The sequence below is a fragment of the Aminobacterium thunnarium genome (genome assembly GCF_055390565.1).
Genome location: NZ_AP042412.1, coordinates 262,229 through 286,821 on the forward strand (window position 1 = coordinate 262,229; position 24,593 = coordinate 286,821).

A 24,593-nucleotide genomic window follows, 5' to 3' on the forward strand; every position below is an offset into this window, starting at 1 on the left:
GTGGCTGAATCAGGATATTTGAGTACTAGTTTGATTAAAAAACTACAAAAAGACAATAAATTTTATTGTCTCGGTGTTGTTAGCAAACTGATTTCTAAAAAGGACAAAAATAACAAAACATATTGGGAACTTTCTCTTATGGATAGCGACGGAGTTATCGAAGGGAAAATATGGGGCAATGCTCAGTGGTGGGATCGGAGAACGGATCCTCAGAAAACAATAGATCCCCTGGAATGGGAAGAAGTATCTGATCTCTCAGGTCAGACTATTGGAGTGCTGGGGCAAGTTTCCGAATTCCGGGGGCAGCTACAATACAACTTCAATGCTATTTATTATGTAGATCAAAATCAATATCCGCCTCATTCTTTTGTGCAAAGGTCACCGTTCCCTTTAGATGAGATGGAAGCTGAATTTGGGTCTCTTATTGATAGTTGTGCATCTCCAGTTCACGACTTCTTAAAATTTGTTTTTAGCGGTATTTTCTGGGAACAGTTTAAGGATTGGCCAGCGGCTGTTTCTCACCACCACGCCTATGTTTCCGGATTGCTAGAGCATACACTTGGTGTTGCGCGGTTGGCTTGTTCCATGGCTGATGCCAGTAGCAAATCAGGGTACGGGGCGAATCGAGATCTTGTTGTAGCAGGAGCTCTCCTTCACGATATTGGTAAAGTCGATTCGTATAAACTCTCTCCTGCTCCAGAAATGACGGTAGAGGGAACAGTTATAGATCACATTGTTTTGGGGTATCATCGTCTTTCTCGCCTCGTAGAAGAGTTTGGCCTCGAAGATAAATATGCATCAGCTTTAGGTCATATCATCGTAAGTCACCATGGAAGCAAAGAATTCGGATCTCCAGTCGTTCCTGCCACTCCAGAGGCGATGATTGTGTCAGCCGCAGATGAACTTGACTTTAAGCTCTATTGTTGGCGTGATGCTGTTGATCAGATTGACGATGGCAAAGAGATATCTGAATGGAACTACTCTGCTCAGCGGCGTTTCTGGAAATGGGAGCAAAATTAAATGTCTTATACCTTTACTGTTTCCGAGCATCATGACGGAAGAAGGTTGGATAAAGTCATTCGAACATTGTGGCCAACTCTTCCCCTTGGAGCAATGATGAAGGGAATTAGAAAAGGGCTTGTTCGAGTAGATGGGAAAAAGGTTGCGTGCTCTGTCCGTTTGGAGGAGGGACAATCTGTTTATGTCCCTTGGGAGAGGCCAGAAGAACATAATCATAGTTTCGCAATGCAAAAAAATGAAAAGAAAAAGACAACAGAGAGAAGAATTCCCCTTGCTGTTGTTTATAAAGATCAATTTCTTATGGTTCTTAACAAAAGAGCTGGCCTTCTTGTTCAACCTGACGAAAGTGGAGAAGAGAGTCTTATTGAGCAGGTTTGGGCAGAAGTGCCTCCCGAAGAAGATTTTCGTGCCTGTGCCGTACATCGTCTTGATCGGAATACAACTGGTCTTGTTGTAGTGGCTCTTCATGGGCAGGCAGTGAGGGAGCTTCAAAGAGCTTTTAGGGATGATGATGTACGAAAAACATATTTAGTTGCAGTATATGGAAAAACGCCTCAGGAAGGAGATATTACATTGCCCTTGCTTAAAGATAGGGATAAAAATATTGTAAAAGTTGATCCTTCGGGGCAGGTGGCTCACACCCATTTTGAGAAGATAGCAGGAGATGACAAATATTCTCTTCTAAAGGTGCATTTATTGACGGGACGTTCTCACCAAATACGAGTGCATTTGGCCTCTTTGAATTACCCTGTCGTTGGCGATGTCAAATATGGAGCGTCTGCTGTCAATAAAGAATGGTATAGGCGAATCCACCTGAGTCACCCTCTTCTTCATGCTTGGTCCATTTCCTTTCATAATATGAAAGCACCTCTTGAGTATTTAGAGGGAAGAGTATTTCCTGCGGAGCCTGACAACCTTTTTTATAAGTTTTTGCAAATTAAGGGTTGGCAGAAATACTGCAAGGGGGTATAATACATACAGACAAGGGGTATGGAGGTGTGTAGCGAATGAGAGATTTAAAAATATCGGTTTCTGACAAGGCTTTTGAACGACTGTCAAAAATGGGAGAAGGATTTCTTATTGAGAGAAATATAGGCGGAGGATGAGCCGCTGTTCGAGCCGTTCTCGTTGAGAATGGACAACCACCTGCAAAAGAAGGATATTCTTCATACAATGTAGATGGTGTAACTCTTTGGATTCCTGATTTCATGTCTTTTCAGAATGACGAGGTAGTAATAGATTTGAAGGGCTTTTTGTGGGCAGCAAATTTAGTTGTTGTTTCTGCCCTCTCAAGTCGAGGCTCGGGATGTGGTAGTTGCAGCTGCCATTAAAAAGAGATACAATATAAACTATTAAGAAGGGACTGTTCAAAAGGACAGTCCCTTCTTTGATGTAAAGGATTGAATAAAGAATACAGTATAATTTATACTTTTTTCAGATTGGAAGTCCTTTTTTAGGTATTAAGGATTATTTGCAGGAAAAGTGCGTATTTTATTGGTTGGTATGTAAAATTCGTGATATCATTATCAACAAAGTGCTCCATTCAATGGAACACGACTAGCGGCGTGAGCCGTCAGCATATCAGGAGGTGTTTGTTAGATGTCCGTGGTTAAGCGTACGTCCTCTAATGTGCTCCTTGACACAGCTCTGAACAACTTTTATGCAGCAGCTGAAGAGATGGGTCTTGAAGATGGACTTATCGAAATTTTAAGTCATTCCGAAAGGAAATTAGCGGTTTCTATTCCAGTGGAGATGGATGACGGTACAGTCAAAGTTTTTGAAGGCTATCGTGTACAGCACTCCTCGGCTATAGGGCCATCCAAGGGCGGAGTCCGTTTCCATCCGGAAGTTTGCCTTGATGAATGTGAAGCTCTTGGAATGATGATGACCTGGAAATGTTCCTTGGCTGGTATTCCTTACGGCGGCGGCAAGGGGGGAGTTTGCTGCGATCCTCTCGAAATGTCAAAACGAGAGAAAGAGCGTGTGGCAAGAACATATGCTGCTCGTATAGAGCCCATGGTTGGTGCATGGACAGACGTTCCTGCTCCAGACGTGAACACAGGTGGTCCCGAGATGGTATGGTTCATGGATACCATCAGCAAAATGAGAGGCCGTCTTGAGCCTGCGATTTTTACAGGTAAACCCATAGGCATGTGGGGTTCAAAGGGCCGTACAGCAGCAACAGGTTACGGTGTTGCTACATGTGCTCTTGAGCTTTTCAAGGCTTTGAAAAAAGACGTAAAAGGCGCTACTTTTGCAATTCAGGGCTTTGGTAATGTTGGAACCTACGCAGCCAAGACCTTGCAGGATGCCGGCGGAAAAGTAGTTGGTATCAGCGATATTACAGGAACATACTATTGTAAAGATGGTATTGATATCGATAAGGCTATGAACTATGTACAGAACGTTCATCCAAAGAGACTTCTTGAAGGTTACGAGCAGCCTGGCCTTGAGAAGATGGGTCTTACCGATATTCTTTTCCTTGATGTCGATCTCTTTATCCCAGCCGCTCTTGAGGGCGTTATCAATGAAAAGAACGCAGATAAAGTAAAGGCAAAATATATTGTTGAAGCAGCTAACGGCCCTCTCACTCCAGGAGGAGACGCAATTCTTGATGAAAAAGGCGTAATGATTGTTCCTGACTTCCTTGCCAACTCCGGTGGCGTTATCGGATCTTACTTTGAGTGGGCTCAGGATCTTGGTGGATATTTCTGGAGCATCGAAGAGTACAACGAGCGTCTGATCAGCATTATGAAGGGCAACTTTGCGAAAGTCTGGGACTATTCTCAGGAGAAGAACGTAAGAATGCGTCGCGCAGCCTTTATGGCAGCGATTCAGAGAGTTGCAGATGCTGTTCGTATGAGAGGTATTTTCCTTTAGGTTTTAATTATGTACAGAGAAAGGAGCGGTTTTTAGCCGCTCCTTTTTTTATGGTTTATTCATTTACTATGATAACGCCCTTTTCCTTGTCACCATCCAAAAAAACAGAAAAATCTCCAGTGTAAAATCGAACAGCAGGGTGTCTCTTTTGTTCGTATGGAGCAGTGTTAAACCATTCATGATTAAAGATGTTGTCTTTGAAACCGGAAAAAACAGGTAAATAAAGAATTCCATCGTTATCGAGATCTAAAAAGAAATGAGTTCCATAAGAGAGTTCAGGTGTATAGTTTTTTTCTGTGATTCCGACTTCTATGAGACAGCCGCAATTACAGATTTCGTTGTAACGTACTGGTGTTCCCAATTTGGGGTTTGAACTTCCCCATCGACCAGGACCCACCAAAATATAGTTAGTTCCGGCGAGTTTTTCATTAATTCGCCCTATTTCCCGGGCAACTTGATAAAAAGTGTCATCTTTGCCATATAAATATGGGTCTACATATACAATATGTTTTATATGTTCAAGACGGCCATTGCTGACCATTCTGTTCCCTCTAAGTATGATCTGATCTTCTCTGACCTCTGGAATGCGTACTTTTGCCATTTCTTCATAGGCTGCTAAAGGACGCAACTGTACAATGAACAATTGCTCACTTGCTGTGTCGTAGGTAAACTCGAAATCGACAGGCATTCCCATAGATTCTTCCAAAAAGTGAGCGAGATCCTTCATGCGAGAGAAAAATTTAGGATGTCTTTGAGGAAAGGATGAAAATGTAAAAAGAGGTAATCCATCTTTTCTTCCAAGACTTGATCCTGCCCAATATAGAAGATTATCACAGTAAATTTCTATAAAGGATGAAGCCATAGGATGTTCTTTTAAAATAAAAGAAAGATGATCTCCTACGTTTGCTGTTGTAAATTCACCTCTGTTACGGTCAACAAAGTCAAATTCAATCTGGCTCGTTTGTGCAATATCTTCTGGTTGGTTCCCCTGAGGGCGCAGAGAGGGGTGAGACAAGAAAACCTGACATGCTTTTGCCCTGTCTACTGTTCGAGTTCCCATACCGAAACAATAGCGCATAATACCATCATCTTTTTTTATGCGAGTAGATGGTCTTCTATACACTTTAGAAAAGACAGTTCCTGCTATTTCGGGATAAAACATGTTCCCGTGAGGCTTTCCCATCACGGGTTGAATAATCACGGCCATTGCTTCATTTTCGTCGCAGAAACCATGTTTTTTCCTGTATGCCCGTGCAGCGGGATTGTAAAGAGACGCCCAAACTTCCCGTATAGCCAGCTCAATTTTTTCGTAACGTTCTTCTATAGACCCTGTATTGGCAGAAAAACGAGTTCCGTACTTACCTGCAAAAGAGAGTTTTTTTGAGTCTTCGAGAAGAGAGCTTGAACGAATAGCCAGAGGAATGTCTCCAATCTCTTCTATTACACTAATTAGGTTTTTTTTGAAAGACTCTCTGACCTTTCCGTTTCGAAAAGCTTCTGAAACAACGGCAAAGATATATTCAGCACCGTCTTCCTCACTACTTTCAGGAGCGGCATCAATTGCGTCAGCAAGAATTTTTTTAATCAAATTATCCTCGACAAATTCTTGAAAAATGTCTGTTGTTATCACGTAGTTTATAGGAGGCAGATCCACAAAGGATTCGAAGGTGCTGCCTGTTATGATGGTATGAGCAAAGGCTAACCCTTTGGCCTTACCTCCCACCTTACCTGTGCCTATAAGTCTTTTATAATGCCTATAAACAGGAATGGGATCAAATTCTTGATATGACATTGCCCTCCTGCCTCCTTTCTACGTTGATAATAAAATAATAATTACATTATTATGGTTTTATCCTATAAATAGTTCTGGGCCAGGGAATAGCTTCCCGAATATGGTCAAGACCGCAAATCCAGGCTATAACGCGCTCTATACCCATTCCAAAGCCGCTATGGACGAAGGTTCCATATTTTCGCAGGTCAAGATACCAGTCATAAGATTCTTCTTGTAAACCTTCTTCATGAATTCTGGCGAGAAGCCGTTCTAGATCATCTTCTCGCTGAGAACCTCCGATGATTTCTCCGTATCCTTCAGGTGCAAGCAAGTCGTCACACAATACTAAATCTGGATTTTCAGGATGCTCTTTCATGTAAAATGCTTTGACTTTTTTGGGATAGCATTCTACGAAGATAGGTTTATCAAATTGTTGAGTAAGAATTGTCTCATCTTCATTTCCAAAGTCATCTCCATAGGGAGTAGAACTTCCGAGTTCGTGAAGCATTTCCATGGCTTTGTCATAGGTTATCCTATAAAAAGGAGCTTTTACCTTTTCCAGTTTCGTTATATCGCGGTCAATAGATTCAAGTTCTTTCCTGCAATGGAGAAGCACTTGTTCCACGATGTAAGAGACTAAATTCTCTTGAAGTTCTATGTTCTTTTCGTGATCATAGTAGGCAACTTCTGGTTCGAGCATCCAGAACTCTGTTAGATGCCGTCTGGTTTTGGATTTTTCAGCTCTGAATGTAGGGCCAAAACAATAGACTTTTCCAAAAGCAGCAGCTGCTGCTTCTGCATAAAGCTGTCCAGTTTGTGCAAGATAGGCTTTTGTATCCTCGAAATAATCAAGCTCGAAAAGCCCTGATGCACCTTCTCCTATAGAACCGGTTAAAATAGGGCTGTCTATGAGCATAAAACCCTCATTGTGCAAGTATTCTCTTGCTGCCCAAATAACTCGTTCCCGTATTTTCATAATAGCTTGCTGGCGGCTGCTGCGTAACCAGAGATGTCGGTGATCGAGAAGAAAATCGATGCCATGATCCTTTTTCCCTAACGGGTATTCTTCAGTGGGGTTTTGAATAACATGTAAAGCTGTGACAGTCAATTCCACCCCGGATGGCGCCCGTTCATCAAGCCGAACAATGCCTTCGACTTCCACAGATGCTTCAAGCCAGAGCCGTTTGGCATCTTCGAAAGCTTCTTCTGATACTTCTTTTTTTACCATAACGCCTTGAACTGTTCCTGTACCATCTCGAAGTTGAAGGAAGTGTATTTTCCCAGAACTTCGTTTGTTGTACATCCATCCCTTTACGGTAACCTTTTGGCCTTCATGTTTGACCAGATCTTTGATATAAATCCATGATTCGGACATCTAGACCAACCTCCGTCTTGTCATGTATATTACGAGTGACTTATATGATACACTAAGTCACATATCTGTAAAAAGGAGCGTTTTCTTTGGATATTCCCCGACTTATAATTGCGGATGAAAGAAGAACGGGTTTTATCCCTCCTGCAGTTTTAATAATCAGTGCAATGCAGCAAATGGGATATCCTGTTCGTATCTTCGTTTCCGAGCCAGACGAAGAACTCATCCAGATTTTACAACTTGTATGCTCACAACCTGTTACAGTTATTGATCCCTTTCTTTGTGGTAGCCAAAAAACGTTAAAAATCCTTTTTCAACATGCTGCTCAAAAAGATGCAATCAATTTCATTGTTGCGCCACTCGGAGAACGTCAACGTGAAGATACGTTGACAGTATCGTCTGATACTCTTGAAATTGCAAGAGCTTTAGGATGTGGAATTGTTCCTGTCCTTTACGGAGATACATCTGCGACTCTTACTGCCCGATCAGTTGAACACATTGTCTCTCAATGCAATGGCATAGCAGGTGGCGGTGCTTCTATCTTGGCTATTTTATATATGTCTGTCTTTAATCCCAGAGAGTATCAGCTTTTAGAGATTGAACAGGGAAGAAAAACGCCTTTAATTGGCCTTGGCTATATTCCTAAATATCTGGAGCGAGAGAGTGTTTCTTTGTTACACCTTTTGCTTGAAGACAGGGGAAGACAGGTTGCATTGTCTTTAAAGACAGCAGCAGCCCAACTTATAGCTCTTGTTGACCAAGTGGAATGGGCTACTTTTGCAACATTGTCGAGAATTGATGAGAAGTTTGAGGCAGTGAGTGATTCAAATCGACGACAGTTGCCTTCTTTAACAGTGGGTATTTATGATCACCCGGCTTTTTGCCTCAATGGCGATAACGCAACTCAGCTTTTTTCGTATTTGGGATGCTCCGTGGAGAAATTTTCAGAGCTAGACGAAAAGAAGCTTCATAATGCAGATGCTCTTTACATCCCGCATGGTATGGGGTTTCTTGCTGCCGAGATGTTAATAGGTTCTAAAGAAAAATCGAATGTGCTAAAAAATCTTTTCCTTTCCCGAAAACCAATATTTGTCAATGGTGGAGCGGCTCCTCTTTTTGGCAGTCGCTTTGCTCTTTCTCAAGATCGTTCTTATGAAGGTCTCTCACTTTTCGATTTTGAAAGCAAGTATAATTTTAATATGTCCCAGAGAGAGTCTTTAAAATATCATATCAATGCCTTTACTCGAGGAATTTTCTTTGATAGAGGAGGAAAAGCAAGGGGATATTCTGTTCCTTATCTATCTATATCATCCCAAGATTCCTTGGAGAAGGGGTTATGGAGTTGTATTGATGCAGAATCATTAAAAGAGACGTCTCAAACAGGGTGGGAAATAGGGTATGGGGCTGTCTCCCACGTTGTACTTGAGCTTTGGAGTTGCATAGAAGCTGTTGTTCACTGGCTTACATTAAGAAAACGTTAAACACACATACAACCGGGTATAGGGGGAGGCTTTATTAAATGGGGAAAAATTTGAGTGATGTTGTTGGTAATCTTTGCCTCGAAGCTCCGGTCAGAGATTATATATGGTGGAAAGACGAATGGTGGAGTAGAAAACGTTTTTATGATATTACGTCATCTGTTGAAAAAATTCTCACAGAATCAGGTTTTAGTTCTGGCCAGAGAATTGTAACATTGCTTCCTAATTGTCCCCTTCTCTTGGCTCTTTCCGTCGCATGCTGGCATCTGGGGGGAGCAATTGTTCCCCTGAATATGTTAGCAGGGCCGCAATCTCTTAAACGGAGCATAAAGCATGCAGAACCCTTCGTTATTGTTGTACCAGATTCTATTCCTTTGGATATGGAAACCTTGCAAAAGACGCAAATTCCAGTGATTCCTGCAAATATAGATGGACAAATGCCTTCTTTTAAGGGAGTGTGTCAGACTCCCTCCAATGATGATGTAGCTGTCTTATTTTATACTTCAGGTACAACAGGTTTACCCAAAGCGGTTCCTTTGAGTCACGAGAATATTTACAGCAATGTGGAAGCGGCAGCTCTTCATTTTTCTGCTTTTGAAGCTGACGAATGCGTACTGCTCAATGCTTTACCTAATTTCCACACTCTAGGATATTCAACAAGCGGACTTTTGCCTCTTTTAAAAGGTGCACGTCAAGCGATTGTTCCATCTTTTATGCCTCCAGATAGAACATTAAAGGCTATTTCTGCTGCGAAAGTTAATTTCATAGTTGCTGTACCGGCTATGATTGCTTTATTAGTAGCTGCAGCAGTACGAACGAATGGTAACGTGCCTAAACATGTTTCTACGATAGTGAGTGGTGGGGACCGTTTCCCAGTGGCTCTTGATGCTCGCGTTAAAGAATATTTCGGGGTTAATGTTATGGAGGGCTACGGATTAACGGAATGTTCTCCTGTGGTTGCTGTAAATCCCGATGTTACGAGGCGAAAAATAGGTACGGTAGGAACACTATTGCCAGGTTTTGAATATGAATTGCGGGATGAAAATAACAATGTTATCTCAGAAGGAAAAGAGGGCATTCTCTGGTTGAAGGGGAATTCAGTAGTTAGAGAATATTTCAGAGATCCTGAAAATACGTCTCAGAAATTTCACGAGGGTTGGTTTAATACAGGAGATTTAGTCCGTATTGATGATGAAGGGTATATAACTATTATTGATAGAGTAAGCGATATTATCATCGTAGGAGGATTCAATGTTTACCCTCAGGAAGTTGAAGAAATTCTGAATAACTATCCCGGCATAAAGGAGTCGGCTGTAGTAGGTATTCCTCACTCTATAAGCGGTCAGATTGTTAAGGCGTTTATTATACGAGACGATCCTGCTGTTACGACAAAAGAGTTGATGGCATATTGCAGAAAACAGCTTGCCCATTACAAGGTTCCTCGTCTTTATGAGTTTGTAGAAGATTTTCCTCGTAACAGTTTAGGAAAAGTTTTGAGGAGAAAACTGAGAGAAGGATAATAAATGGAGTCATTTGATTTTTTATCAGAACTTTTGCGGAATGTACATGTAGTTGTTATTGGCGATGCTATGCTTGATCATTATATTTGGGGAGGGGCTTCTCGTCTCTCCCCAGAAGCTCCTGTTCCTGTCGTTGTAGTGGGAAATGACGAGTACAGAGCAGGAGGAGCTGCGAATGTAGCTTCGAATATAGTTGCACTTGGAGGGAAGGCAACACTAGTTTGTCCTGTCGGAGCTGACCATGCGGGAAGTATCCTTTTAGATGTTGTGAAGGAAAAGGGTGTTAACGTAGAGTGCTCTTTGAAAAGAACAGAAGTTCCGACAATAGTAAAGACGCGAGTATTAGCTCTTAATCAGCAAGTTGTTCGGATTGATCGGGAACGTAAGGTTTCGTTGACACGAAAAGAAGAAGAAGGCATTTTGACCTCCCTTGATAACATATCCCCGTTACCTACAGTACTTGTTCTTTCAGACTATGCAAAAGGGGCAATAACGTCCACCTTGGCGAGAAAACTTATATCGTGGGGGCAATCCCGCCATATACCGGTTATAGTTGATCCCAAACCTCCTCATATCCATCGTTTTATGGGAGCGTCACTCATGACTCCCAATCTTTCTGAGGCAGGCCGACTCGTAGGTCGGGACCTTTTACATCAGGAAGATGTAGAGCAGGGAGCTCAGGAACTGAGACAGGCTTTATCTCTTGAAGGTATCCTTATTACTCAGGGAAGTGACGGAATGACCTATGCTGGTGTGGATAAAACCTTTCATTTACCTGCTCTTTCAATGGAAGTCTACGATGTATCTGGCGCTGGTGATACTGTAGCAGCTGCGCTTTCCCTTACTATTGGCGGACAATTCCCCATAGAAGAAGCATGCCTTTTTGCGAATATGGCAGCCGGTATGGCTGTTCAAAAACGCGGAACATCCATTGTCAGTCTTCAAGAAGTTCTGACAGGATGTTACTCTGAAGATATGGCAGCTATGGCTTCTCGTCTCAAAACTGTTTTGACGAATCAAAGAGAGAAGCAAGTGCTTGAGATGTAGTTTCAAATCTCAAATCATGATCAGAAAGAGTATTACCAATAGCTATAAACGCTCCCTTTCCAAAAGCTTGAAAACTTCTTCTGTCACTTTCTGCATCACCAAAATAAAGAGGATACGAAGCTTTAAAAAGGGAGCAGAGCTTTTCTAACCCTTTGGGGGAAGGTTTTGTGATGCCAGATTCTGGCGTTATAATGCGGTCTTTGGGAAAATCCTCCCATCCTAATAATGAAAGGGCCAACTTCATTTCGCCTTCCGGCCTGCCTGTATAAATAGCAGATGGCAGGGGTAATTCTTTCCAATGATAGTTGAGCATTGGTGTTTCTCTCTTCCAGTACCCTTGAGATGAAGTTACAAAGAGGCATTTTTCTCCCGTAATTGTCTGCATCTCTTCTTTCCCATAATAGAATTCTTCACAGATCCTGCGAACCATGAGACGAGAAACTCTTTCTCCGAAACTTTTTTCAACCCATTCCTTAACGTTACTTCCTTTGCATGTTTTCAAAAGTTGTTTCCACTCTAAAAGAGTAGGGGCGGAATCGGCAAGATTCTCTCTTTCTTTTGTCAGCGTTATACATAAAAAAACCCATGCAATGTCGTAATCGTCATTAAAAGAAGGGTGTTGTTTTGCTGCGTAAAAGTGATCCATTGTGAAACCGTTACTGTCAATGGAATGATTAAGAATATTTTTCCAGACCCAATGTACGCTATCTTGAGCGACAAATGGGTATGAAAGAGATGTATCGATGAGAACTCCATCTACATCGAAAATAAGAAGATCTGCTTTTTGCCCAATTGAAAAGTTCATATCCTAATCTCCTTTAATAAACAATCGTTTTCTTGCATAATAATACATGAGGAAAGGCATTTTGGAAAAAGAGAGAAGAAGGAGTTGATAGGGTATGAGTGACGAAATGGTCCTGTTACTTTTTGATCATCTTCATCCTTGTTGGAATGAAGAGAGCGTTTTTTTAGCAGGAGAAGACCCTGAAAGCCTTGGTCGCCTCCATGTAGAGGGGCTTTTGGATAAAAATACTGATCGTTATTTTTTATCTGCAAAAGGAATTGATGTTTTTAAAACTCTTTCCTCTCAATGGTTTTGCGAAACTGTGCCGGTAGAGGAATCTTTAGATGAAGCCGCACAAAAGTATTTTTTATGGCGTACAACATTTCAGAGCTTGCTTGATCGTAGTTTTGTTGCGCGGTGGGGGGCGAAAGATTATCATTTGGGCCTTCACCTTGAATATTCCCCAGCTCTTTCAGGTAAGGATTTTTTCGTGAACGAATCATCACATATTGTCTGGACATACGATTCTCACCCTCTTGTTAAAAAGATGAAGGAAGACTTTTCTCTCTCTGGTGTCAAGGCGAGAGAAAAGACTCCTCGCACACTAGAAGAAATTAAAGAATGGCATAAACTTAATAATGTGCCGAGCAGTTTTTTCTATGTCGATCTTCTTCTATTGGGGCGTTACGATTTTGCTTATTATATGCACTATCCTAAACATCCGAATGACGTGTTAGGCCTTGTCAATGCAGATAAATTTTTTTGCTTCCAGGCACCGAAACCTTTTGAACATGTCGATTCTTATATTGAAACAATAGGAAAGGTTCACCTTTTTCTTCTTAATCAACGTCGCATGTACATCCCCGGATATGTAGATCTGGATTCTGCTGACCAGGATTCTCTGAATTGGATTATTTGGATAGTTGATACTGAAGAGGAAGCCTTATCCTTGCATAAAATTCTTGATCCTATGGGAGAAAGCCTTATCGGTCCGGCTCGTCCACTTGACGTATGGATTTTAAGCCTTGAAGCATTGAGGAATGTACATGAAAAATATGAAATGGTTTATGACCTTTTTCCTCACGTTGCACATTCAGTTATACGAAGTATCTAGAAAGAGAAGAGTATATAAAGAAACGGGCCCTTTGAAAGGACCCGTTTCTTTTTCGGGGGGGAATCAAACTTTAAATCTGCACTATTTTTTTTTCTTCTTCATCCTTCTTTAATGCCTTAACAAGAGAGTAACAGGCAAGAACCATGATGATGGCAAAAGGAGCGGCTGCAGCTATAGACGCTATTTGTAGCGCTTTCAAACCTCCAGTCATAAGAAGAACAAAGGCAAGAGCTGCCTGAAGAACTCCCCAAATTCCCATTTTCGATTTGGGAGGATTGAGGTTTCCTCGGGTAGAGTACATTGAAAGTACAAATGTTGCTGAGTTTGCAGATGTAATAAAGAAAGTAGAAATGAGGACGACCATAATAATCGACATAACCATTCCAAGAGGGTAATGGCTGTACATTTCAAAAACTCCAGTGGAAATATCCGCACTGACCTTTGATGCAATTTGAGCTATTCCACTTAATTCCAAGTGAAGTCCGGACGTGCCAAAAATGGCAAACCATGTAAAACTTCCGAGAGCTGGCACTATGAGAACACCTGTTACAAATTCACGGATCGTTCTTCCTTTTGATATGCGAGCTATGAAGGAGCCTACAAAAGGAGCCCAGGCTATCCACCATGCCCAGTAGAAGAGTGTCCAACCACCCATCCACTCTTTATAGCCGCCACCATATGGTGCCATAACAAAGCTTTCTGGAATAACATTAGCGAGATATTCGCCTATACCAGTTAAGAGAGATTCTATAATGGCAATAGTTGGTCCGAGCAAGAAGAGGCTTACCGCAAGCAAACAGGCAATGAAAAGATTGAGATTAGATATAAGCTTAATACCCTTTTCCAGTCCAGATATGGCGGAACCCGTGTATAAAATTCCTAAAACGAGAATAATGATAAACTGAACCATAATCGTTTGGGGAATGCCGAAGAGATATTTTAAACCACTATTAATTTGGAGTACGCCAAGACCTAACGATGTGGCAATACCTGCTACTGTAGCGAAAATTGCGAGAATATCTATGGCTTTACCAATAGGGCCCCGAACACCCTCTTCTCCCAAAACGGGAAGGAAGAGACTGCTGATGAGTCCTGGTGCATTCTTTCTAAATTGGAAATAGGCCAGAGGAAGAGCGATAACGCTATAGTTGGCCCATGGGTGAAGACCCCAGTGGAAAAAAGAAATCCTCATGGCATCAGTTGCTGCTTTTACTGAGCCTGGTTCTGCTCCGAAAGGAGGATTGAGAAAGTGAAAGACAGGTTCACCTACACCATAAAATACAAGGCCAATACCCATTCCTGCGGAAAAAAGCATAGCGAACCACGAAATTGTACTGAATTCAGGTTTAGAATCATCTGGTCCTAATTTTAATTTTCCAAAACGGCTGCAAGCAAGGCAGATGGGGAAAACTACGAAAATGCTCATAGCCAACATGTATCCCCATCCAAAATCTTGAATGAGGAAGTTGAAAAGTCCTTTAGCTGCAGAATCAAAAGTTGACGGAGAAAAAAGTCCCCAGGCAACAATGATTAAAGTAAATATCATAGAAATAATGTAGACAGAATTGTTTTTTGATTCGTTATTCATTTCACGACACCTCTCTGCCATTTTATATACAATGAGGGGGGCGAGTTTATTGCCCTCCTCATTGTTATTAGAAGCTAGATTTTAACTGGAAATACAGTCTGATCAGAAATATCAGTTTCGAGAGCGCCCAGTGCCACTCCTACTCGATGATATCGTAGCTTCCACTCATCTTCAGGAAGAAGAGCTGGATTGCCGAGAGGATAAGGAACCGAAACTGTAGGAACGATACGGTTGACTCCAACAGTTTTAGCAATATTTACGAGGTTACACATAACTACGACTGGAAGACCTGCTCTTTCAATTTCTTTTGCCATCGTTGACCCGCAACGAGTACAGGTTCCTCAGGTGGATGTCAGAATAACAGCACTTACGCCTCTTTCTTTGAGCTTTTCTGCTATTTCTTTACCCATACGTGCAGCTTCACCCTGTGTTGTTCCTGTCCCTACAGTTGTATAGAAGTAATCATCGACTTCACCTATACGACCTTCTTTTTGATATGCGCGAATAGCATCAAGGGGAACAACTACGTTAGGATTTTTATCTGCCTGCTCAGGGTCATACCCGGCATGTATGGTTTTATATTCTGGGGCAGGTAGTCTATCAAGCTTGGAAACATCATATTCGCCCCATTTTGTTGCAGAGCAAGACTGAATATGATCAGGGTTCTCTCGAGGAACGATACCGCCAGAAGTAACGAGAGCAATTTTAACCTTTCGAAGATCTGCTACGGCAGGAGCAATGTCTACTCGATCCTGCTTTGGAATAGGAAGTTCTGTTATAAACTCTTGCCCTGTAAGTTTTTTGACGAGCATGTCGACAGCTCTATCCGCTGCCATCTTAGGCTCAAGGCCTAAATCTTCAAGGAAGACTTCGTGACGTATTCCACGGGGGAAATAGCCCTCTATAGAAGCAGGAAGAATCTTTTCACCCTTTGCAATTTTATCTGCAAAAGAGGCAAGCTTTTCTATATCCTGTTTCATGTAGGTCGCTCTTCGTCCACCTTCAAAGATATAAAGATGTCCTTTAAACATTTCTACTCCAGGGTTCTCAACATTCATGGAACTGAATACGGGCACGTTGAATTTTTCCTGTACAGCTTTGCATATTGTTCCGCAGGCTGTTCCATAACGACCAGCAAGGAATGCTGGACCAGCTATAAACATGTCAAATTCAAGGCCTTCAAGCATGCTGAGAATTCTGGAAACAGCTTCTTCTGGGTGAGATGCCATGAAGTTATCTCCGCAGATCACTGTATGAGTTACTGAAACTTCTTTCATGCTCTGATCTAATAACAGGCTGGGACCTACTGTTCCTTCATGAATAACAGGTTCAAAATCAGCCTTGTCTTCGCCGCCTATTTGTCCAAAAAACTGATTTATATAATGGATAGCTTTTTTCATCAGGAATTCACCTCTCCTAGAAGTCTGCACAGGTTTTTACGGAGAATCCACTGATATGATCAGCGCAGAACATAGCGTTATTCTCCATGATTATGGACCCGTCTTCTCGAACGCATCCTTCCCATCCACCAGAAAGTCCGTCACGTGCAAGAGATTCAAGTTCTCCGAGAACTGTTTTCATCGGAGGAAGTTCATGAATCTGAGAAACGTTTCCTGATGATACGAGGGCTGTAGCCTTTTCATCAAGGGCAACGAGGGGCTGAGAGGCTCCATCTCGACCTGTACACTCGTTGGAGAGTCCGACTGTTTTTATCCCGACGTTTTCAAGCTCAACTATTGTCTGAATATAGTCTACGTCGGGGTTTCCATATCCTTCTTCAGCTACGATTGCCCCATCAGCACCAAGGTTTAATGCCATACGTGCTACCATATTGGCTGAACGAATTTTTTCTTCCATAACAACATTAAGGTTTGACATAATGACGCCTAGGAAGTTGATAGTTTTTCCATGTTCCTTCATAAGACGCTTAACTGTTGGATTGTTAACCCATTCATAGGTAGAGATTTTTGATGATACAGGCATGAAACTTCCAGAGACGACAGCTCCGTCTAAAATTTCATTGGGATGCATAAAGGTGGGGAGCATATGGTTTCCATCCCAACCGTAAACAAGAGTGTTGTATCCCATGGCTTCCATCTGCGTTTGAGGCTGAGCTACGTACACAACTGAAGGTAATTGCTGTACTTCGGAAGTTCTTCTGTTAACTGGTTCAAGATCCCATGTTTCAATGCTTTCAGGTGTCATATCTTTTACACAGCGGCCGACATACGCAGAGAGTCTCATACCAGCCCAGCGAAGAGCTTTGTTTTTCTTCTGCTGCTCGCGACGCTCGAACTCTTCATCTGTGTCACCAACGAGAACGAGGTTAGGCATCAAACCGTAAATGGTATTTCTCTGTGCGGGACCGCTCATATCGATAAGGCCATCCTGGAATGAGCCCCAGTGCTTTCCTACAACAAGGAGAGAACAACCAGCCAAGGCATGCGTGCGACCAAAACCTACTGGAGCAACAGGAGATGTGCAACCAGGGTAAACTCCTTCACTTCCAGAGACTTTGCAACGCATCTCAAAGGCATCTTTTACAGGTACAAGACGAACTTCATCTCCTGGACGGACGATATGAAGATCGGCTTCGGTCATGTGGCTGTCTTCCATAACGACTTGCAACGCTTCTTCTTTATTTATAGTGAGAATACCGTTGTTGTAAGTTGTTTCGTCTCCGAAAACGATATCTTTCACAAAAAACTTTCCGATCTCGAGTTTCATCGAGTCACGCTTCCTTTCACTTTTGGGAGTAGCTCTTATCGAGCCGTAAAGTTCCAGCAACAAAAGATCTGTTGCCGGAACACAACAGACCTATAAAGGATACTGGCTATGTTCTTCTCGCATGCCTTTAACAGCTTCGACGAGAGCATCGACGTCCAGTACCATTTCCATCATGCCAAGCTGTTCTTCCCATACAGCCTGATCAATTTTGTCTTTAAATAGGGGATCAAAAATGTGAAAAACTGCGAGTCCCAACGGGACTCCTGCTAATGGACCTGCAAATGTAGGATCTCCAGCGGTAACAGTTTCAGCGTAAATTTCAGCGCCTTCTGCATCGGAACTTCCAAGAACAACGACTACGTTTTCTGGACCAAATTTATCTGCGGCATCTTTAACTCGCTGTTGATTTTGCAAATCCATTGCACCTGCTGCGGTTCAAACGAAGCATTCAGTTACAGAAAAAACAACCTCACATCCTATGGATTTGAGAATTGTTTCCATAACAGGACCGGCTATACCGTCTCTTTCACCAAGAAGTACAAACTTTTTGCCTTCAAATGGAGCCATAGTTACACCTCCTTCCGCCTTCTTTGAACTTGTTTTCGTTTTCACTTGCGAAGACGAAAACAAACTATTTTTTTGTTTTCGCAGGCTAAGTATAAAAAGAAGAAGGTGTTAGACGCTATAAGTAAAAGTATGATTTCCTATTCACAAAAAACACTATAGGTCTTCGTCTAAGTCGACAAGTCCCTCTCGGAGAGCGTATCGGGTAAGTTCCGCCATGTTTGCACAACCAAGTTTATCCATAATATTTCTTCTGTGAGTGTCGACAGTGTTTTTACTAATAGATAATTCAGAAGCAATTTTTTTCGTATTTTTGCCTTCTACTAAGAGCTTCAAAACTTCTGCTTCCCGAGGAGAAAGCTTATTTTCTTGTGGGTGGAAGGCTTCATTGCGAAGACGTAAATAATCTTCAAGCAGTATAGTTGAAACTTTAGGAGTAAGGTAGACATTTTCTTCCATAACAGTCTTAATGCCTTGTACGAACTCTGAAATGCTGCACTCCTTTAAGATATAGCCTCGTGCACCTGCACTTAAAATTTCTGAAATAATTCGTTTATCTGAGTGCATAGATAGTGCAATAATCTTTATATTAGGGTACTTTTTCGATATTATACGTGTTGCTTCGATACCGTTGAGGCCTGGCATTGTCACATCCATGATGATAATATCGGGTTGGCTTTGGGGGATAAGCTCCAAAACTTCCAGGCCATTTTCAGCAATGGCAATGACGCTGAAATTTTCTTCTTTTATGAGTAAATCTTTCAGTCCATCGAGAAAAATTTTATGATCGTCGGCGAGAAGGATGCGTATTTTCTTATTCATGCGAATGCCCCCTTACGAATCTCCATATGTGTTGGTGCAACAAGAGAAATGGTTGTTCCTTTTTCAGGTTCAGAGATGATTTGAATTGAACCGTCTATAGTGTGAAGCCTCTCGCGAATACTAAAAAGGCCATAGCCAGACCATTTCCCCCAGTGTGGTTCGTTTTGTTTTTTAAACCCTTTTCCGTTATCTTCGACAACAACTCGCACTCTTTTTTGTCCCCGATAGACACGTACTGATACATGACTTGCTTCTGAGTGCTTGATTACATTTATGAGAAGTTCACGAGTCATTTGATAGAGTAAGATACTGATATTCTTATCTATTGTATGGCTTGGAATGCCGTTTTGCTTAAAATCATAAGTAATGTTTCGCGGACGTAGAAGTTGTTCGGTGAGAGATTCCAGGGCGGCCTCAAGACCTACTTCATAGAGAATAGGGGAACTTATCTCGAAAGTCATTGCTCTAGTATCCTGAATAACATCACTGAGCATTCCCATTGTATTTTCTATCTCTTTTTTAAAAGATTCACTGGGAGCTTCTTTGCTTAACTTTTCAAGGCGATGCATAATAGTTGCCAAAGAATACCCCACACGGTCATGAAGGTCTGTTGCAAATTTGCGGCGCGTAGCTTCTTCTGTTAGCGAAAGTTGTGCTGCCAGGTTTCTAAGTTCTTCCCTGTACTCTATAAGTCGTGCTTCACTTCGTTGCAAGGCATCTTCTGAGCGTTTCCATTCTGTTAGATCAAGGAAGATCACAGCTACTTGACGTTCCAGTGGGCTGAACGCCAAAGCATGAAGATACTTTCCTGTCGCTGGACTAAGTCCTTCGTAATGAGTTGATTTTCCTGTTTTTGCAACTTGTAAAACTATATCGTGCCATTCCTTTTCTGAAGCCCCCCAGACTTCGCTAAAAGACCGCCCGATAATATTTTGTCTTTTGACCCCCATTACACGTTCATATGCAGGGTTGATATCGAGAAAAACAACGCTGGTTGCCTTTCCTTTCGCGTCGTAGTTAACTTTATATAAAGCGAGCGGGTCAAAAATTCTGTAAAAAAGTTGACGGTACAATAAATCTGTATCTTTTAAAGAAACATCTTTTGACACGTCATGGGAAAAATATGAATTTTTCTCATATTTCATTTTATCTCACTCCGTATTTATGTAATTGATCATATCTCTTGATAGTATCTGTTGAATGTTCTTTTTTTGCAACGTAACAATTTCGCATTTTAATTAGCTATAATGTTTTGTTGAAATAAATACATTTTTTAAAAGGGGTAAATATAATGATCGAAATTCCTCTTGATCACGAATCTGAAACTCCTTTATATCGGCAAATAGCTTTTCATCTTAAAAAAATGATAGAAAAAGGAGCCTTACCGGCAGGTTTGAAATTGCCGGGGTCTAGAAAATTAGCTAAAGATCTTGGTGTCGGAAGGGTTACAGTCACAGAGGCGTACTCGCTTTTATCTGACTATGGCTATGTTATAGAGCGTGGGAGAAGTGGAACATATGTCACCCCAAAAGTGATAGAGAAAGAGAGCATAGAAGAAGAAACCGATACATATTGGAATCTAGATACAGTTCGACCTTCTGCAGATCTTATTCCTTCTTTAGACTTATCACGTATTGCACGGGATGTTCTTGCTTTTTGGGGACATAATGCTTTATGTGAAGCACCACATGCTGGACTTAACTCTCTTAGACAAGTTTTAGTTGAACACAGCGCATCAAGGGGAATCCCTGCATCTTGGAAAGATGTTTTTGTCACTGCAGGGGGACGCCACGGTTTGGCTCTTTCTATTGAAGCCCTAAAAAATATTGGTATACGAAAAATGTGGGTGGAAAAATTGACCTACCCTGACGCTGTAATGATTGCTCGTTCTGAAGGGGTATGTATTGAAGTGCTGCCGCCTCTTGAAGAAATAACTGAAACGTGGTATGAATGCCTGTCTGGATCTGATGTGTTATATTTGGTTCCCAGTTTTCAAAACCCTACGGGAAAGACCATTTCTGTTGCAGTTCGGCAGATGATTTTGCAGGCGAGTTCCCAAAATGGATTTTGGATATTGGAAGATGATGCTTACGGGGAATTACGTTATGGTGAGGCAAGTGTCTCGGCTCTCAAGGCTATGGAAAATTCTGAGAGAGTACTCTATCTTGGGTCTTTCAGTCAGGTCTTGTTTCCTGGATTGAGATTGGGATATGCTCTTATTCCAGATCGATTGATGGAAGTTTTTCTTTCTCTCCAAGCAAGTAAATGGGGGCCTGTATCCTCGCTTGATCAGTTTATAGTGCAGAAATTTATAGAAAATAAAGGGCTTGAATCAGCCCTCGAATCGGCTCGGGGTATTATGGAATCTCGAATGAAAGCTTTAGGTTCCGCTTTATCGGCGATACTACCGGCATCTTTTTTTACGATACCTGACGGAGGAATTTATCTCTGGCTTCATTTGCCAGGTCTTGATGGGTGGGATGCAGCACAAAAAGCCTGCCACCACGGAGTTCTCGTAACTCCTGGAAATGTTTTTTCTTTAGATGAGAAACGAGTCGAAGCTGTCCGCTTGTCTGTTTGCGGTGTTTCGAGTGAACATATGAACTGTGTTGTTCAATGTCTCTATGATGCATGGGGTTCTTTTTTACGTCCTTCAGTCTATTTGTGAGCGTTTTTATAGAGGTCATTTTCTTCTTGAAGGGCATGTAAATACTTTTTCCACAGCCATATGGCTAAAATGCCACATACTGTACCTCCTGGCAGTCCGAGACCGATGTATAAGACGTTTCCTTTTCCAAGAAAAAAACCTCCAAGCCCGGCAAGGGCATATCCATAACAAATAATAGTTGCAAAAGAGAGTAACAATACACATTGTCTCATGGGAGACCTCCTATTGTATGCGTTATTAGGTATGCTGTATAATGAGATCAATTCAGTTATTTTTTTATTTTTAGCGTATTTTACCATTTTTACATCTTGTAGAGCCGTATGACGTATGTTAAAGTTATTTATGCAAAAGACAGACTCTTATACAATTAAAATTGTTTACTTGAATCAAGGAGGAATTTTTAAATGCGAGAAGCGAGATTATATACAACCTCTGCTGACTATGCCTATCAGGAATTACGTCACAAAATCATAACAAAGCAGTTAAAACCAGGGCAGAGACTTCCGGAGGTGAATATTGCTGTTCAGATGGGGGTCAGCCGTACTCCTGTCCGCGAGGCGCTACGAAGATTAGCGAGCGAGGGTCTGGTTATTATTATCCCTAATAGTGGAGCTCGTCTTGCTGCACCTACAGCGCGAGAGATAGAGGATACCTTTTTGGTACGAGACCAGTTGGAGACTTTAGCAATCAAGCTTGCTGCTGAGAGGATTGGAGACAGACATCTTCGCCGCCTGGAAGAGGCGATGATAGAAGAGGGTCGAGCCATAGAAGAAAAAGACCTTGAAAAGTATCTTGAGGTCAATGAAGCCTTCCATAAAGCTATTGCCGACGCAAGCGGTAATAAAGTTTTATCCGAATATGTAGAAAATATTTTGGCTCGCACAAATGCTTATGTAGTATTTTATGATCCATTTTATCAGCTTGAGACGATGCCCAGCATTGATGCTCATAGAGAAATTTTAGTGGCGCTTCGTCATCACGATTCTGAAAAATGTGTAAAACTTTTAAGAGCCCATCTTCAAGATGCTATTGAAGGTTTACGAAGAGCAAGAGAAGAGTAAAACTTTACTTCAATATTTTTAAGATGAGAAAGGCTGGAGCAATCCAGCCTCTTTTTTTTGCCAAAAATACATGGGATCATGTGAAGATATATAGCAGAGAAGGGTCTTTTTTGTCATAATGCCTTTTATAAGTTTGTATTTGAGGAGGAAATATAATATGGAAATGAAAATACCAACACTTGATCTTACTAGAAATTATGCTCGTATTAAAGATGAGGTGCGAGAAGCCATAAATGAAGTTTTGGAGAGCCAATACTTTATTCTTGGCCCTGCTGTGAAGAATTTCGAAGATGAAGTCTCCAGTTATCTTGAGGGGGCAACTGCTATTGGTTGTGCGTCGGGAAGTGATGCCCTCTATCTTGCTCTTATGGCTTTAGATATAAAAGAAGGGGATGAAGTAATAACGACCCCTTATTCCTTTTTTGCTACAGTAAGCTGTATAACTCGACTTGGAGCTGTCCCTGTTTTTGTAGATATAGATCCGCGAACCTATAATCTTGACCTCAATCAGGTTCGCGAGAAAATTACGTCTAAGACAAAAGCCCTTATCCCGGTTCATCTTTTTGGACAAATGGTTCCTCTTGAAGAGATAGAGGAAGAATTGAAAGGAAAGGGAATTGCTGTAATAGAGGATGCTGCTCAAGCTTTTGGAGCTTGGAGAAAGGCCAATGGGGGAATAAGACGAGCTGGCGCTTGGGGGACTATAGGTTGTTATTCATTCTTCCCCACTAAAAACTTGGGAGGATATGGAGACGGTGGCATGGTTGTAAGTTCGGATGGAGAACTGGCTGAACGTCTGAAAAAACTCAGAGTACACGGGGCAGGAACAACATATATACACGAAGAGGTGGGACTTAACAGCCGTCTTGATGCTATACAAGCAGCTGTTTTAAGAGTTAAACTGCATCATTTGGATGAATGGAACGAGGAACGACGTCTTGTTGCAGATCGGTATAAGACGCTTTTTGCTGAATATGACCTTCTCGATAAAGTAGATGCTCCAGAAGAATTAGAAGGAAATTATCATATTTATCATCAGTATGTTCCGAGAGTTTCTGATCGTGATGGCGTTTCTTCTTATCTCGCAACGAAGGGAATAACGACGCGTGTATACTATCCGCTTTGCCTTCATCTTCAACAGTGTTTCGGCTCGTTGAATTATAAAGAAGGGGATTTCCCTATTGCAGAAAAGTTAAGCCATGAATGTCTTGCGTTACCTATTTTCCCAGAGCTGACGGAAGAGGAGCAAAGATATATTGTTTCTTCAATAGCCAATTATTACTCTAAGTAATTTGACCAATATTGCTCTTTATCCTCCAACCGTGTAAAATACGGATGTATAAAAATAATATTTCTATAAAATAAACTAAAATGCCATAGTGTTGGAGGTGATGGCGTGTTTCCGTTGTTTTTCGATCCTACTTTTGTTTTGCTGATTCCAGCAGTAATTCTGGCCTTTTGGGCTCAGATGAAGGTTAAAACAGCCTATTCGGAATATAGCCGTGTTCTTTCAAGAAAGGGAGTAACGGGAGCTCAGGCGGCTCGAGCACTCCTTGATCAGTTTGGAATGTACAATGTGCCCATTCAAAGGGTAGCGGGACAACTTACGGATCATTACGATCCTCGAGATAAAACATTACACTTATCGGAAGGAGTCTATAACAGCACGAGTATTGCTGCTATAGGTGTTGCCGCTCACGAAGTTGGACATGCAGTGCAGCATCAGAAAAATTATGCTCCTTTGAAGTTTCGTAATGCTGTAGTCCCAGTAGTTGGAATTGGTTCGTCACTGGCTTTCCCACTTTTCTTCTTGGGGTTGCTTTTTAGAGGACCGCTTCTTATGGACGTGGGTATTCTCCTCTTTGTGGGAGTAATAATATTCCATCTCGTTACTCTTCCGGTGGAATTCGACGCAAGTTCGAGAGCCCTGAAGCTTCTCGGTGATACGGGAATTCTTGGTTCCGACGAAGTTGGTGGAGCAAAGGCTGTTTTAAACGCCGCAGCCTTAACATATGTCGCCGCAGCCGTCATGGCTTTTGCACAATTAGCCCGTCTCTTACTTCTTCGTGGAATGTTTGGTAATCGCGATTAGTGGCTTTCGTCCCTGCAAAAGGTGCGATATGATGGTGGGGTGGCGATAATGCTGCCTCACTTTTTATTTTAATAAGAGGATGGTT

At 41.8% G+C, this 24,593-nt stretch carries 22 protein-coding genes; 12 read left to right on the top strand and 10 right to left on the bottom strand.

Annotation, left to right across the window (positions count from 1 at the left end; translation table 11 throughout):
* The 4 genes from ACZ5GY_RS01235 (at window position 1) to ACZ5GY_RS01250 (ending at window position 3,900) form a co-directional block, all read left to right on the top strand.
* Window positions 1-1,020, top strand: a complete 1,020-nt coding sequence (locus tag ACZ5GY_RS01235) for a 3'-5' exoribonuclease YhaM family protein (RefSeq protein WP_213696000.1) — start codon at window positions 1-3, stop codon at window positions 1,018-1,020.
* Window positions 1,021-1,992 (top strand): RluA family pseudouridine synthase, encoded by a 972-nt coding sequence (locus ACZ5GY_RS01240; protein ID WP_213691822.1) that lies wholly within the window; start codon window positions 1,021-1,023, stop codon window positions 1,990-1,992.
* A gap of 236 nt (window positions 1,993-2,228) precedes the next feature.
* Window positions 2,229-2,351, top strand: a complete 123-nt coding sequence (locus ACZ5GY_RS01245) for a hypothetical protein (RefSeq protein ID WP_307879550.1) — start codon at window positions 2,229-2,231, stop codon at window positions 2,349-2,351.
* Between the two features lie 268 nt (window positions 2,352-2,619).
* Window positions 2,620-3,900, top strand: coding sequence for a Glu/Leu/Phe/Val family dehydrogenase (locus ACZ5GY_RS01250; protein WP_213691821.1), 1,281 nt, complete (start codon window positions 2,620-2,622; stop codon window positions 3,898-3,900).
* 55 nt (window positions 3,901-3,955) lie between these two features.
* Here the strand turns inward: ACZ5GY_RS01250 and ACZ5GY_RS01255 are convergent, their stop codons facing one another.
* Window positions 3,956-5,692, bottom strand: coding sequence for a PEP/pyruvate-binding domain-containing protein (locus tag ACZ5GY_RS01255; protein ID WP_213696003.1), 1,737 nt, complete (start codon window positions 5,690-5,692; stop codon window positions 3,956-3,958).
* 49 nt (window positions 5,693-5,741) lie between these two features.
* Complete coding sequence (gene asnS / locus ACZ5GY_RS01260) at window positions 5,742-7,046, bottom strand: asparagine--tRNA ligase (protein WP_213691819.1); 1,305 nt, start codon at window positions 7,044-7,046, stop codon at window positions 5,742-5,744.
* Between the two features lie 86 nt (window positions 7,047-7,132).
* Here asnS and ACZ5GY_RS01265 point away from each other — a divergent pair, with 86 nt between their 5' ends.
* From ACZ5GY_RS01265 to ACZ5GY_RS01275, 3 genes are read left to right on the top strand one after another with little or no spacing between them, the layout of a single operon-like run.
* Window positions 7,133-8,524, top strand: a complete 1,392-nt coding sequence (locus ACZ5GY_RS01265; protein ID WP_213691818.1) for a hypothetical protein — start codon at window positions 7,133-7,135, stop codon at window positions 8,522-8,524.
* A 38-nt stretch (window positions 8,525-8,562) separates the two neighbouring features.
* Window positions 8,563-10,041, top strand: a complete 1,479-nt coding sequence (locus tag ACZ5GY_RS01270) for an AMP-binding protein (protein WP_213696004.1) — start codon at window positions 8,563-8,565, stop codon at window positions 10,039-10,041.
* 3 nt (window positions 10,042-10,044) lie between these two features.
* Window positions 10,045-11,088, top strand: a complete 1,044-nt coding sequence (locus ACZ5GY_RS01275; RefSeq protein ID WP_213691816.1) for a bifunctional heptose 7-phosphate kinase/heptose 1-phosphate adenyltransferase — start codon at window positions 10,045-10,047, stop codon at window positions 11,086-11,088.
* On the opposite strand, the gene ACZ5GY_RS01280 is transcribed toward ACZ5GY_RS01275, so the two are convergent.
* A complete protein-coding gene (locus tag ACZ5GY_RS01280) occupies window positions 11,039-11,893 on the bottom strand; it encodes an HAD family hydrolase (protein ID WP_213691815.1) in 855 nt (284 codons plus the stop codon). The genes ACZ5GY_RS01275 and ACZ5GY_RS01280 overlap by 50 nt on opposite strands.
* Window positions 11,894-11,987: 94 nt before the next feature.
* Here ACZ5GY_RS01280 and ACZ5GY_RS01285 point away from each other — a divergent pair, with 94 nt between their 5' ends.
* Complete coding sequence (locus ACZ5GY_RS01285) at window positions 11,988-12,986, top strand: hypothetical protein (RefSeq protein ID WP_213691814.1); 999 nt, start codon at window positions 11,988-11,990, stop codon at window positions 12,984-12,986.
* A 70-nt stretch (window positions 12,987-13,056) separates the two neighbouring features.
* Here the strand turns inward: ACZ5GY_RS01285 and ACZ5GY_RS01290 are convergent, their stop codons facing one another.
* The 6 genes from ACZ5GY_RS01290 to ACZ5GY_RS01315 all read right to left on the bottom strand — a co-directional run bounded on the left by ACZ5GY_RS01290 (window position 13,057) and on the right by ACZ5GY_RS01315 (window position 19,832).
* On the bottom strand, window positions 13,057-14,574 hold the full coding sequence (locus tag ACZ5GY_RS01290; RefSeq protein ID WP_464111921.1) for a glycine betaine uptake BCCT transporter: 1,518 nt from the start codon (window positions 14,572-14,574) through the stop codon (window positions 13,057-13,059).
* 74 nt (window positions 14,575-14,648) lie between these two features.
* Window positions 14,649-15,974 carry a glycine/betaine/sarcosine/D-proline family reductase selenoprotein B gene (locus ACZ5GY_RS01295; protein ID WP_213691812.1) on the bottom strand — a complete coding sequence of 442 codons (1,326 nt, stop codon included), beginning with the start codon at window positions 15,972-15,974 and terminating at the stop codon, window positions 14,649-14,651.
* Window positions 15,975-15,990: 16 nt separating this feature from the next.
* A complete protein-coding gene (locus ACZ5GY_RS01300) occupies window positions 15,991-17,301 on the bottom strand; it encodes a glycine/sarcosine/betaine reductase component B subunit (protein WP_464111922.1) in 1,311 nt (436 codons plus the stop codon).
* 90 nt (window positions 17,302-17,391) lie between these two features.
* Entirely contained in the window at window positions 17,392-17,868 is a 477-nt protein-coding gene (gene grdA, locus ACZ5GY_RS01305) for a glycine/sarcosine/betaine reductase complex selenoprotein A (protein WP_213691810.1), read from the bottom strand.
* A gap of 153 nt (window positions 17,869-18,021) precedes the next feature.
* Window positions 18,022-18,687, bottom strand: coding sequence for a response regulator (locus tag ACZ5GY_RS01310; RefSeq protein WP_213691809.1), 666 nt, complete (start codon window positions 18,685-18,687; stop codon window positions 18,022-18,024).
* Window positions 18,684-19,832, bottom strand: a complete 1,149-nt coding sequence (locus tag ACZ5GY_RS01315) for a PAS domain-containing sensor histidine kinase (RefSeq protein ID WP_213691808.1) — start codon at window positions 19,830-19,832, stop codon at window positions 18,684-18,686. Before ACZ5GY_RS01315 ends, ACZ5GY_RS01310 begins: the two co-directional genes overlap by 4 nt.
* A gap of 146 nt (window positions 19,833-19,978) precedes the next feature.
* Here ACZ5GY_RS01315 and ACZ5GY_RS01320 point away from each other — a divergent pair, with 146 nt between their 5' ends.
* Entirely contained in the window at window positions 19,979-21,355 is a 1,377-nt protein-coding gene (locus ACZ5GY_RS01320; RefSeq protein ID WP_213691807.1) for an aminotransferase-like domain-containing protein, read from the top strand.
* Here ACZ5GY_RS01320 and ACZ5GY_RS01325 read toward each other — a convergent pair.
* The gene (locus ACZ5GY_RS01325) at window positions 21,346-21,567 is read right to left on the bottom strand and encodes a hypothetical protein (protein ID WP_213691806.1); all 222 of its coding nucleotides are present in this window, start codon (window positions 21,565-21,567) and stop codon (window positions 21,346-21,348) included. The genes ACZ5GY_RS01320 and ACZ5GY_RS01325 overlap by 10 nt on opposite strands.
* Window positions 21,568-21,759: 192 nt before the next feature.
* Between ACZ5GY_RS01325 and ACZ5GY_RS01330 the strand changes: the two genes are divergently transcribed.
* The 3 genes from ACZ5GY_RS01330 (at window position 21,760) to ACZ5GY_RS01340 (ending at window position 24,508) form a co-directional block, all read left to right on the top strand.
* Complete coding sequence (locus ACZ5GY_RS01330; RefSeq protein ID WP_213691805.1) at window positions 21,760-22,416, top strand: GntR family transcriptional regulator; 657 nt, start codon at window positions 21,760-21,762, stop codon at window positions 22,414-22,416.
* A 157-nt stretch (window positions 22,417-22,573) separates the two neighbouring features.
* Window positions 22,574-23,707: a DegT/DnrJ/EryC1/StrS family aminotransferase gene (locus ACZ5GY_RS01335; RefSeq protein WP_464111923.1), complete on the top strand. Its 1,134-nt coding sequence runs from the start codon at window positions 22,574-22,576 to the stop codon at window positions 23,705-23,707.
* A 105-nt stretch (window positions 23,708-23,812) separates the two neighbouring features.
* Window positions 23,813-24,508: a zinc metallopeptidase gene (locus ACZ5GY_RS01340; RefSeq protein WP_213691803.1), complete on the top strand. Its 696-nt coding sequence runs from the start codon at window positions 23,813-23,815 to the stop codon at window positions 24,506-24,508.
* The last annotated feature ends 85 nt before the right edge of the window (window positions 24,509-24,593 follow it).